This window comes from Westiellopsis prolifica IICB1 (assembly GCF_004323185.1).
GTDB lineage: Bacteria > Cyanobacteriota > Cyanobacteriia > Cyanobacteriales > Nostocaceae > Pelatocladus > Pelatocladus prolificus_A.
In genome coordinates, this window is the sequence record NZ_NAPS01000002.1 from 2088792 (window position 1) to 2100809 (window position 12018).

The 12018-nt window shown below is 38.2% G+C and carries 13 protein-coding genes; 9 read left to right on the plus strand and 4 right to left on the minus strand.

Annotated elements, in window-relative coordinates; all coding sequences use genetic code 11:
* The first annotated feature begins 169 nt into the window (after window positions 1–169).
* From B4U84_RS23295 to B4U84_RS23310, 4 genes are all read left to right on the plus strand, one after another.
* Window positions 170–886: a response regulator transcription factor gene (locus tag B4U84_RS23295; RefSeq protein ID WP_044447945.1), complete on the plus strand. Its 717-nt coding sequence runs from the start codon at window positions 170–172 to the stop codon at window positions 884–886.
* A gap of 273 nt (window positions 887–1159) precedes the next feature.
* Window positions 1160–2830: a SpoIIE family protein phosphatase gene (locus B4U84_RS23300; RefSeq protein ID WP_131120714.1), complete on the plus strand. Its 1671-nt coding sequence runs from the start codon at window positions 1160–1162 to the stop codon at window positions 2828–2830.
* 3 nt (window positions 2831–2833) lie between these two features.
* Window positions 2834–3256 carry an ATP-binding protein gene (locus B4U84_RS23305; RefSeq protein WP_017311549.1) on the plus strand — a complete coding sequence of 141 codons (423 nt, stop codon included), beginning with the start codon at window positions 2834–2836 and terminating at the stop codon, window positions 3254–3256.
* A gap of 431 nt (window positions 3257–3687) precedes the next feature.
* Complete coding sequence (locus B4U84_RS23310; RefSeq protein WP_131120715.1) at window positions 3688–4128, plus strand: hypothetical protein; 441 nt, start codon at window positions 3688–3690, stop codon at window positions 4126–4128.
* Between the two features lie 75 nt (window positions 4129–4203).
* On the opposite strand, the gene B4U84_RS23315 is transcribed toward B4U84_RS23310, so the two are convergent.
* Together B4U84_RS23315 and B4U84_RS23320 are read right to left on the minus strand one after the other, a co-directional pair.
* Complete coding sequence (locus tag B4U84_RS23315; RefSeq protein WP_131120716.1) at window positions 4204–4629, minus strand: ketosteroid isomerase family protein; 426 nt, start codon at window positions 4627–4629, stop codon at window positions 4204–4206.
* Window positions 4630–4961: 332 nt separating this feature from the next.
* Window positions 4962–5483, minus strand: a complete 522-nt coding sequence (locus tag B4U84_RS23320) for an orange carotenoid protein N-terminal domain-containing protein (protein ID WP_131120717.1) — start codon at window positions 5481–5483, stop codon at window positions 4962–4964.
* A 201-nt stretch (window positions 5484–5684) separates the two neighbouring features.
* Here B4U84_RS23320 and queG point away from each other — a divergent pair, with 201 nt between their 5' ends.
* Window positions 5685–6641, plus strand: coding sequence for a tRNA epoxyqueuosine(34) reductase QueG (gene queG, locus B4U84_RS23325; protein ID WP_131120718.1), 957 nt, complete (start codon window positions 5685–5687; stop codon window positions 6639–6641).
* The gene (locus B4U84_RS23330) at window positions 6638–7273 is read left to right on the plus strand and encodes an HAD-IA family hydrolase (RefSeq protein ID WP_131120719.1); all 636 of its coding nucleotides are present in this window, start codon (window positions 6638–6640) and stop codon (window positions 7271–7273) included. Before queG ends, B4U84_RS23330 begins: the two co-directional genes overlap by 4 nt.
* Before the next feature lie 127 nt (window positions 7274–7400).
* Here B4U84_RS23330 and B4U84_RS23335 read toward each other — a convergent pair whose 3' ends face one another.
* A complete protein-coding gene (locus tag B4U84_RS23335; protein WP_017311555.1) occupies window positions 7401–7688 on the minus strand; it encodes a hypothetical protein in 288 nt (95 codons plus the stop codon).
* A 324-nt stretch (window positions 7689–8012) separates the two neighbouring features.
* The gene (locus tag B4U84_RS23345; RefSeq protein ID WP_131120720.1) at window positions 8013–8738 is read right to left on the minus strand and encodes an ABC transporter ATP-binding protein; all 726 of its coding nucleotides are present in this window, start codon (window positions 8736–8738) and stop codon (window positions 8013–8015) included.
* Window positions 8739–9425: 687 nt separating this feature from the next.
* Here B4U84_RS23345 and B4U84_RS23350 point away from each other — a divergent pair.
* From B4U84_RS23350 to B4U84_RS23360, 3 genes are all read left to right on the plus strand, one after another.
* A complete protein-coding gene (locus tag B4U84_RS23350; protein WP_131120721.1) occupies window positions 9426–10340 on the plus strand; it encodes an ABC transporter permease in 915 nt (304 codons plus the stop codon).
* 152 nt (window positions 10341–10492) lie between these two features.
* Window positions 10493–11356, plus strand: a complete 864-nt coding sequence (locus B4U84_RS23355; protein WP_131120722.1) for a polysaccharide deacetylase family protein — start codon at window positions 10493–10495, stop codon at window positions 11354–11356.
* 37 nt (window positions 11357–11393) lie between these two features.
* Entirely contained in the window at window positions 11394–11966 is a 573-nt protein-coding gene (locus B4U84_RS23360; protein ID WP_131120723.1) for an ureidoglycolate lyase, read from the plus strand.
* The last annotated feature ends 52 nt before the right edge of the window (window positions 11967–12018 follow it).

Sequence of the window (12018 nt, forward strand, 5' to 3'; positions counted from 1 at the left end):
CTCCGACATCCTTACAGCCCCACACCCATTTTGAAGACAACTAAACTCAAACAAATTCAACAATTCAAATTACAAATTCAGAATTCGCAACTAGTTTGCACTCCATCTTCTGAAACTTTTTAGTAAACTCAATCTTACACAGTTAAGAGTGTAATGGGCAGAATCGACTATGAATAAAATTCGCGTGGCATTGATAGAAGATCATGATCTCACCCGTGTAGGCATCAAAATCGCGCTACAGCAAAGGGAAGATATAGAAGTGGTGGGAGAAGCTGCTAACGCCGCCGATGGCATCAGATTATTAAAAACATTACACCCAGATATTGCAATTGTAGACATTGGCTTACCAGATAAAGATGGCATTGAACTTACACGAGATGTAAAAGCACTTGCCAATGGAGAAGAAGGGGTAAAGGTATTAATTTTAACGCTGCGTGATAATAAAGAAGCGGTTCTAGCTGCCTTTGCTGCTGGGGCAGACTCCTATTGCATGAAGGATATTAAGTTCGATAATTTACCAGAGGCTGTGCGTGTTACTTACAATGGCAATGCTTGGATCGATCCAGCGATCGCACGCATTGTATTACAACAAGCACAACAAAATCCATTGAAAATGGAAATGACGACAGAGACTAAAACGTCGGTGCAAAATTTAGAAACAACTAGCACCGATGAAGATTTAATTGACCCCTATACCCTGACAGAAAGAGAATTAGAAGTATTACAACTGATTGTAGAAGGTTGTAGTAATGCTGTAATTGCAGAGAGGCTTTATATCACGGTTGGAACTGTTAAAACTCATGTTCGTAATATTTTAAACAAACTATGTGCAGACGACCGCACCCAAGCGGCGGTTAGGGCTTTGCGTTCTGGATTAGTAGGATAAGCTAAAAAACGGGTGTGCAATAGTTTGAATTACCTATTGTATACAAGTAAATGTACTAAATTTTTTTCAGTCATATGTGTTAAAAATGAGTGAATTATCTTGAATAAAGTCTTTCTTAGCGTTCAAATGACCAATAATTCATTGACGATACAAGAAAGCGGATTTATTTGTGAATCAATCCGTAATCTAAAATCCAAAATTGTTTGACGATAGGGTGTAATGATGCCATTACGCCATCTCGCCACTAAAATATCTGGAATAGTGAAGTCAAATATGACTGGGACAGATGTCGAAAAACTTAAATTGATGGTGGTAGATGATGAGCCAGATAACTTAGAACTACTCTACCGGACTTTTAGGCGAGACTTTCAAGTCTACAGAGCAAATCACGCTTTGAAAGCACTGGAAATTTTGGAAAAAGAAGGCGAAATGGCTGTGATTATCTCTGACCAAAGAATGCCAGAGATGAATGGCACAGAGTTTTTGGGCTTGACTGTAGAGCATTTTCCTGATACGATACGCATCTTACTTACAGGTTTTACCGATGTTGAAGATTTAGTTGATGCCATTAACTCAGGTCAAGTCTTCAAATATATTACTAAACCTTGGAAACCGGAACGACTCAAAGTCATTGTTGAGCAAGCAGCGGACACCTATCGGCTAGTCAAAAAGCGTACTCAAGAGTTACGCCGCGCCCTACGAAGAGAATCATTATTTAATGCTGTCACCACTGCAATACGCGAGTCTCTGGACTACTCCAGTATGTTGGAGAAAATTGTTGCTACGATTGGTCAGTCTTTTAAAACTAGTTATTGCTTGCTTAAACCAGTAGAAAGCAATTGCTTGTCATCAAATCAGTTTTCCTACTTGGATTCTCAAAATCTTTGTTCCTGTGAAGCTTTCGATGTTAGTTTTTTGATTGAAAAAGTTCTCCAAACTCAGCATTATCAACATGGTCAATATATATATGAGGGTAATCCTTATTACGAATTAGCTGTGCCACTTACTTATCAGCAACATCTGCTTGCTGTTCTGGCTCTCTATCAATCAGGACGCGATCGCCCTTGGCCAGATGAGGATATTCAGCTAATTACAGGTGTGGCTGAACAAGCAGCCCTAGCCCTTTCTCAAGCAAAACTATACCAAAGTCTTCAGGAAAAGCAAGAGCAGATCCGAACTGAATTAGAAGTTGCTCGTCAAATTCAAAATAATCTGCTACGCCAAAGCTTACCTGATATCAAAGACGCAAAGGTACAAGCTTGTTGTTACCCCGCTCATGAAGTCGGGGGAGATTTTTTTGAAGTGTTTGTCCATCCTAAAGGAGATTTATGGTTAGCAGTAGGTGATGTTTCCGGGAAAGGAGTACCGGCTGCTTTGTTTATGGCTAGTGCAATTTCGGTGTTACGCCGTGAATTATCTCAAGAAACACCAGCCATGCCAAACATCGTCATTCAAAATCTTAATCAAGCTTTAGGTGATGACTTAATTAGTAGCAATTGCTTCATCACTCTCATTTTAGCCCGATATACCCCCACCACTAGAGAACTTGTTTATGCCAATGCAGGTCACATATATCCTCTGTTGTGGTCTCGCAACACTGATACAAAAAATCCCCACTACCTAAAAATACGTAGTATTCCCTTGGGTATTTTACCAAAATGGCAAGCAGATTTTGGTCAATTATTTCTTGCTCCTAAAGATATTCTACTGTTTACCAGTGATGGAATTACTGAAGCCACAGTGACAAAAAAGAGTCATACAGCCGAAAATTCTCTTAATTGTGTGAAGCAAAATCATCGTTCCATGCTACATCTCGATGGTCTTTGGCAACTCTTGCAACAAGAAACTCAACCATTATCTCTCAATAAATTGTTGGCTCGTATTCAAGCTGACAACCATATCCAAGAAGATGACCAGACCATACTTTCACTGGAGGTTTTTTAAGCAATGAAAAGTGAACTTCATATACCAAGCGACCTGAAGTTTTTAGGTATCGTCGAAAACTGGTTGTTGGGATGTTTGGAAGTCCAATTTAAAGAATCGATTGATTGGTCACGACAATCAAGTCGTCTACGACTAGCTTTGGTAGAAGCTTACTCCAACGTCGTGCGTCATGCCCATAAAGACCAACCCTATTTACCAGTTTTAATTCGTTTAGAATTAAAAGACCGAGATATAGCCCTAGAAGTTTGGGATCGTGGTGAAGGTTTCGACTTATCCAACTATTTACCTCCTAGCCCCAACGACAAAAAAGAAGGTGGCTATGGTTGGCTGATTATGAATCGTCTCATGGATAAAGTCGAGTACAAGTTACAGATTGATGGTTATAACTGTCTCAAGCTACAAGTGAGCGTCACAGAAACTGCTTAATATCAGTCTCCTTGAATATCGGTAATCGATCATTGGTAATCGCTAATTGGGTATTAGACTCAGTGTATTGTTGAGTGATAATTCCGATTAGGGTACAACAAAGCGGATTTATCCGTGGAATCAATCCAAAATCCACGCATCCAATGACAAATATTTATATTAAGAAGTATTAACTAAATTAATAACTTTTGCAAAAATTATTTGATTTATAGGTGATATTTATCAAAGAATAAAAATATGTAAGATGACCAAACCGTCTGTAATTTCAACAAGCGCAACTTTATCAGGCTTGTCTGTAGGATGTTGCGTGACTTGGTAGGGCATCAGTTATGGATAGAATCGGTGCGATCGCAAGTCCAAAAATCGACTTTGCATGTGTCCGATAGAAGTTATCGCTCAGAATATTGCATAACAAAATCACTGTTTCAACTATGGAAGCCTTGTTTTGTTTGTCACCACGCTATCGTCTTGATGATGAATCACCCTGGTTAGAAGGAATTGACCCCAGTCGTAACTACTGGATTATGGTAAACGGAGACAAAAATTTAACAGTAGCGCTTCCTGGGTTGAGCGTGTCTGCCAAAAGCGAATTGAAGCAAGCAATACAGCAATTTCGTTCCCTACGGCCAGGAGAACAAATGACTTTACTCAGAGTTGCTGATGCTTGTAAGATTCATTGTGTGAGTTCTAATTGCTATGCCATAGAAGCAGAACTTAATGGTGCTGCTGTCTGGCATTTATTTGATCAAGAAACTTTGGATAGTTTGTTGATGACAGCACATCCTGATTGGCAGTGTGCGCCAAAAGATATAGACTTAGGACGAAGATTATTACTGCGCTCTTTCGAGCAAATGACAGCAACGAAAAATTAAGAAATTTAAAGATTGTTGGCTATTGTTTGTTTATTGTTAGTGGTTAGTGGTCAATGACTAACAACTAACAACTAACTAATTTCGTTGCATTTTCAGCAATTCTTGAGGCGAAGCTAACAATTTTATTTTGGTGTAAAGAATTTCTCGCTGTGGGTTGAGGACAAATTGCCATAAAACGTTAACACCGCACCAAGAAGTTTGTGCTTTTCCTCTTACCTGAAATTGGATTAAACCTTCTTCTAAAGTTTCACAGATTCCTTGCTCAGGAGAAGCTTTAATACCTAGAGCTTCTTTTTTTAAATAATTAGCGATCGCCTCTGGTCCCACTATCCCAGATTCAAATGGCGGATGCATGACACCATCATTTGCAAATAAATTAGCAGTAGCATCAAAATCTCCTGCATTTAAGGTTTGAAAGTAATCGAGGATCGTTGCTTCTGTAATTCCTTTAATAGTTAATTCTTGTGTAGTATTTGCAGATGATGATTGTGATAATACCATAATATTAACTCCAAATTATATTTTTATTAATTTACAAATAAAAATTAATTTCAAACCTGCTGCTAGAGATGTATTTTTTATATTCGTTGGAAAAAACACCAAATTACAGCCAACCATCATCCAACAACATTTATACAAAAAATGCTCTTTACTTCTCACAATCGCTTGATGAGGATATAAAGAGCAGTTTGGTAGTTAAAAATAAGTGAGAATCGGGGATAAATCACAAATTCATTGAAGCAGGATTTGAAGAGGACATGGAAGAAGACGCGGGAACGTGGAAAAATTTCATCTCGGCGTCTTCTGGTTTGACTCCTACTTTTTTGATATGCTTAATCAGCCAAAGGGTCAACACCCATTTCAGTTACAACTTTACGAAGCACGGTGATTTGTTGACCGAAATCGAGTTCTTTAAGTGTTTCAAATACCTGTACACCATCACGAGAAAGCTGATAATTAGATGGCATAGGAACAACGAAGCCTTTAACCATCAGTTCTGATAGTTCGTACCAGAAAGCTAACTTGGTATTAGCACTGAGGATACCATAGGAGCGGCAGAACTGGGTATTTTTCTTACCAGCCAGGTCACGCATTACCTGTAACTGTTCTGCATGATTCATCTGCTTAATTTGATTTAGCAGACCTTCGGCTAATTGTAAACGAGCAGCACCTGTAGCGGCTGGAGTAATCGAACGTCCCATTTCAGTGTAAGCGTACCAAAGTACAGCTAATTGGTCGTCTACACTCAGTTTTGTAAATACAGCCACGGTCGATGCAACAGCATCACCTATTTGGTTACCATAGTTGAGAGTTTTGGAAAAGCGGCTTTGTGCTGAATCAGTAGTAAATGTCATGATCGCACCTCAGTCGATAGTTCTATAGTGCTGGGAATTGTTTAATGCATTGTTTTGCTCTTGATATACATATTGCATTATTTATTTACAAATTGCAAATAATTTTTACAAATACCATGCCTAAAAAATAGCAAATGTATGCATTGACTGGATAGTGTAGAAGAAATACGCCGTAGGTACGGCAACTTTTAAATAAGATAAATGAATCAATTGCCAGGAACAAATAGCGCTGAAGTTAAACAACAAGCTGTTGAATTAGGATTCCACAAAGTAGGAATAGCTGCTGTCGATGGGACAGATGAGCAACAGATGGAGCGGTTGCAAGCATGGATTGAGCTTGGTTATCATGCCGACATGGAATGGATGACTTCTCTCAAGCGTCAAGATATTAAATTGGTGATGAGTGAAGTGCGATCGCTAATTTGTGTAGCTCTTAACTATTACACCCCCCATCAACGTCCTAGAGGTGAAGAGTACGCCAAAATTTCTCGTTATGCTTGGGGACGAGATTATCACAAAGTCATGCATAAAAAATTGAAAGCACTCTCTGGTTGGTTGCAGGGACAAGGTGAAAACATCCAAGCGCGGTATTATGCAGATACAGGACCCGTACAAGATAAAGTCTGGGCGCAAAAAGCCGGAATCGGTTGGATTGCCAAAAATGGTAATGTGATTACACGGGAATATGGCTCTTGGGTGTTCTTAGGAGAAGTGCTAACAAACTTGGAATTAGAACCAGATAAACCCCATACACAACATTGTGGAAATTGTACTCGCTGTCTAGAGGCTTGTCCTACAGATGCTATCACTAGTCCGTTTGTTGTAGACGCTAATCGCTGCATTGCATATCATACAATTGAAAATCGCCAGGAAAAATTACCAGAAGCGATCGCATCCAATTTACAAGGTTGGATTGCTGGTTGTGATATTTGCCAAGATGTTTGTCCTTGGAATCAACGTTTTGCTAGTCCAACTGATGTGGAAGAATTTCAGCCATATCCTGGGAATATTGCGCCCAAGCTGGTAGAATTAGCCCAAATCTCAGATCATGAGTGGGATGAACGATTTCCAGCATCGGCATTACGGCGAATTAAGCCAGAAATGTTACGACGGAATGCCCGTGCTAATCTAAACGCATTCCAACAGGCACAAGAATGACCCAAAAAGTAATTATTTTTGATTTCGATGGTACAATCGCTGATACAGTAGACGCACTTGTAAGTGTAGCCAACCGTTTAGCTGAAGAGTTTGGTTATGTGCAGATTACTCCTGAAGAACTAAATTTGTTGAGAAATTTAACTTCTAGAGAGATTATTAATTACTCAGGTATTTCTGTATTCAGAATACCTTTTTTAGTGAAAAAAGTCAAAGGAGAATTAAAAAGGAAAATACCAGAACTCAAACCAATTGCAGGCATGAAAGAAGCCTTAATAGATCTCAAAAATGCAGGTCATCATTTAGGAATTATCACCTCTAATTCTAAAGATAATGTCACAGAGTTCTTGAAAATTAACGAATTAGATAATTTATTTGAATTTATTTATTCAGGTGTAACTATTTTTGGGAAAACAACAATTATTAATAATGTGCTAAGACAAAAACAAATTAGAGTGGAAGAAGTAATTTATGTTGGAGACGAAACCAGAGATATAGAAGCTTCTAAAAAATCCAATATTAAAGTAGTAGCAGTAACTTGGGGTTTTAATTCTCCAGAAGTTTTAGCTAAACAAAAACCCAATTATTTGATTCACCACCCCAGTGAATTGCTAGAGGTGGTAAATAATAGTTAAATGTCAAAAGTCAATTGTCAATTGTTAAAATTATTTCCACAAATGACTAATAGCTATTGTACAGACGCATAGACGCTCGTAAGAGCGGCTTCAAGGCAAGAGTTTAATCGTGTCAAATTACTGATGACTATTGCTTAGGTCTAATTTCTTCTGCCATTGCTTTATAATCAGCAGGATCACCTGTTGGCTGTGCTTCAGTTTTTTCCTCTTCAGATTCAGGAATTTGATATTCTCGTGCAGTAGTGTCTTGATCTGCTTTTGCACCTTCGCCTACACTAAATTGCTGTGCTGCTTGATAATCTTTGTCCATATCAACAGTAGGCGCTTTAGCTTCACCACTGGCAATTTCTTCAGCAACTAATCTTGCATCTTCAGTAGAAGCTTGAGCAACATTTGGTTTAATTTCTTCAGACATAAGAATCCCCTCTGATAATTTTTTGTTTATGTTGAGATTCTATCAAAGTGAACTAATCAAACTTTGATATCTGTAGATAGATATTTCTCCTCTATTGAAAGATAGATAAATTAAATTATTCGTGAATAACAAGATCCCCGACTTCTTTGAGAACTCGGGGATCTGACTTCTCAATTTTCAAAATCTAATAGGGATACTATACTTGATTCCTCAACCATTTACCGACTACTAATTCTAGGCAAGTTTCTTTTTTGGTAAAACCAAGTTTTTTGTAGAAATCAATAGTATCATCTGTGAATAAACAAACATGTTGCCCTTGTAAAATCAAGATACTGCCATGTGACTCAAGTCAGCGGGGGTGAGGTGGGAATGTACCACTTGTCCATCACGAAACCACACGATACGTTGAGTTTGGCGAGCAACATCTGGTTCATGAGTTACCATGACGACAGTAATCCCAGTACTATTGAGTTCGGTAAAAATATCTAATACTTCTTGGGTGGTACGAGAATCAAGCGCACCAGTGGGTTCGTCTGCTAGGAGTAAGACTGGACGATTGACAATAGCACGGGCGATCGCTACCCTTTGTTGTTGTCCCCCAGATAATTGATTAGGTTTGTTGTTGATACGTTTTTCCAAACCAACGCGCTTCAATGCTTCGGCGGCGCGATCATTTCTTTCCCCAGAGTCCACATTAGCATACACCATCGGCAACATTACATTTTCTAGTGCTGATAGCTGAGATAAAAGGTGAAATTGCTGAAAGACAAAGCCAATTTTTTTATTACGAATGTGGGCGAGTTCGCTATCATTCATTTGTGCGACATCGAGGTTATCTAAATAGTAATGTCCTGATGTCGGGCGATCCAAACAGCCAATAATATTCATAGCTGTGGACTTACCAGAACCAGATGGCCCCATAATTGAACAATATTCACCCTCATGGATGACTAAATTCACATCGTTAAGTGCTTTGACTTCAGTTTCACCACTACCGTAGATTTTAAAGATATTTTCTAACTGAATGATTGATGATTTGTGATTTGTCATTTGTGATTTGTCATTTGTGATTTGTCCCCCTGTTTTTATTATCTCCACTCATCCCCTGATCCGACCACTTCCTAATTTCTAGCTTTGTACTTTCATCGATTTTTACTAGAGGCAATTTATACTTGACACGGCTATGTATAATTAGGCTGCAAGGGTGCAGGGTGCAGGGGGAAAGAATTAGAAACTAATCATTTGTATCAAGGTTTTCGTGAAATGGTATCAACACGAGTTTGAAGGGGAGCATCCCAAATGTTCAAAAAAACGCCTGCGATTGAAATCGCAGTCTTATAGCAAAAGTCTGCTTAAAGCAGACTGTTTGATTTTGTGAAGTCGTCTTCAGACGACTTGTGCTACTAGCAAAGGGTTTAAACCCTTTGCTTTACGGTATTTTGAAAAAATTGGGATGCTCCCAGTTTGAAGTACCTCAACACAAGTTTGAAGTACCTCAACACAAGTTTGAACTACCTCAACACAACTTTGAAGTAAGTAAGTCGGTGGGAATAAACATAACTATATTAGGAAAAGTAAACACGCCTAGAACCCTTACCAATGACCAAATCACAAATGACCAATGACAAATGACAAATGACAAATGACAAATGACAAATGACGACCCCAACGAGTTAGCTTTATTTGTGCTGACTTACTTATTAGTCTCCAAATATCAACCTAATAAAACACTAATAAATGATTCTTAGCGACATTCTCAGCGACACATTACGCGCAGCTACGCCTTTAATTTTGGCAGCATTGGGTGAATTAGTGGCAGAAAAATCAGGAATTTTAAACCTTGGTGTAGAGGGAATGATGTTAGTTGGTTCTGCTAGTGGTTTTATCGCCGTTTCAGTTACAGATAATATCTATTTAGGATTGTTGATCGCTCTATTTGCAGGTATGGCGATCGCCTTCATTCATGCTGTACTAACTATTACTATAAATGCCAATCAAGTCGCAACAGGTTTAGCCCTTAGTATCTTTGGTTCTGGACTCAGTGCTTTTATTGGCTCAGATTATATTGGGCAAACAATTACTGGATTGCAACCTCTAAATATCCCAATTTTAAAATCTATACCCGTGATTGGTAAAGCTTTTTTTCAGCAGGATATATTAGTATATATCTCAATTATTTTAGTATTTTTGGTCGCTTGGTTTTTACAAAAAACGCGAGCAGGACTGATCCTGCGGAGTGTAGGTGAATCAAGTATAGCCGCTGATGCTTTGGGTTTACCTGTAAATAGAGTACGTTATTTAGCAGTTTTGTTTGGTGGGGCGATGGCGGGGTTAGCAGGGGCGTATCTTTCCCTAGCGTATACACCTTTTTGGGCTGAGAATATGACAGCTGGGCGGGGATGGATTGCGATCGCTTTAGTTGTATTTGCAACTTGGAAACCAATGAGAATTTTGCTAGGTGCTTATTTATTTGGTGGAGTTAGCGCCATCCAGTTAATTCTGCAAGGCTTAGGAGTAGATATTTCCCCTTATCTTTTATCTTCCTTGCCTTACCTGGCAACTATTATAGTGCTAATAATTATCTCACGGGATACCACTCGTATTCAACTAGGCGCACCCGCATCATTAGGAAAAACATTGCATAAATTATGAAAATCTAAATTTTTGTTTATTTTCTAAGACCAAAATATCTATTAAATGCTTTGTGTTTTTTGTGTCTTTTGTGGTATTCTGCGGCAAGTCACTGTCGCATCTACGTTAATATAAATATCCTTTTTATGTAAAAATAATAATTCCTCATTCTTATGCAGCCTCCATCATTTCAACCAATTACACAGCGTCCAGTTTTAACATTACCTAATCATGCCAGAGTTGCTGTATGGGTAGTCATGAATGTGGAACATTTCACCTTTGGGAAACTAGGAACAGCAATTCAACCTCATTTAAATAGTTATCCAGAAATTGCTAACTATGGTTGGCGAGACTATGGTAATCGTGTCGGTATTTGGCGTTTATTTGATTTATTCGCTGAGTTAGAAATACCTGTAACTGCGGCAGTTAACGGTGAAATTTGTAAATTTTATCCCGAAATTATCGCAGCCATTCAACAATATGGCTGGGAAATCATGGCACATGGTATTAATAATTCCACTGGTCATAGTGGGATGGATAGAGACACAGAAATCGAGATAATTGATACAACATTAAGTTTACTAGAACAAAACACAGGTCAAAGTCCAAAAGGATGGTTAACACCAGGTTTTTCCATCACAGAATCAACTTTGGAATTATTGTATTCAGCCGGAATTGTTTACACAGCCGACTGGGTAAATGATGACCAACCCTATTGGTATCCATTGGCAAACGGTCGCTTGCTAGCTATTCCTTACACCATCGAAGCAAATGATATTACTTTATGTTTGAGTAACCGTTTTTCTGGTGCAGAATTCGCCCAAGCTATAGAAGATCAATTTGATCAGCTTTGGCAAGAAGGAAAAACACAAGGACGAATCATGACTATTGGCTTACATCCATTTATTGTTGGTCAACCATTAAGATTAAAATATTTAAAGCAGTGTTTACTACATATCAAAAATCAACCTGATACTTGGTTGACTACAGGTGAAGAAATTTATGAGTTTATCAATGGAAATTCTGTTAGTAGTTAGTTATTAAATAATCAAATTATATCTAGCAAAAATACTTATGACAGCTTCATATACACAAGTTTTAAAAATTCCTGTAATTGATGCTAATCCTGATAACATCAAACCTTATGGATATCTTTTAGGCGATGATGTCAGTAAACCAGGTTTAGGAATTCCTTTTTATCAAGGTAGAGTTATAGAAGGTGAAAATATTGACTTTACCTATCGGGGAACAGCAACTTTTAGAACTGCAAAAATTATGCCAGGTTATCCTTCGATTCTCTGGCTAGAACGCCACATGCACATGACTCAATTATTTATTGGTTTAGGACAATCACCATTTATTATGGTGATGGCGCCACCTAATCATGAACAAGGCAAAAATTTACCAGATTTAACTGAAGCTAAAGCCCTAAAATTTCCTCCTGGACATGCACTTTTACTACACTTAGGTACTTGGCATGATTTTCCTATCGCCTGTGATCAATCAGTTGTAATTCTAACTGCAAATTCTGATGAAGTTGTCACAGCATTGAGTCAAATGCAAGAACCAGGTGAAATGAATCAAGGTGATGTTTATAAAATTTCTCTACCGCAAAGATTGGGTTATAAAATTCAATTAGATGTATGATTTTTCAAGCGCAATCCAAAATCCAAAATCAGATGACTCTGCGTGAAAAATT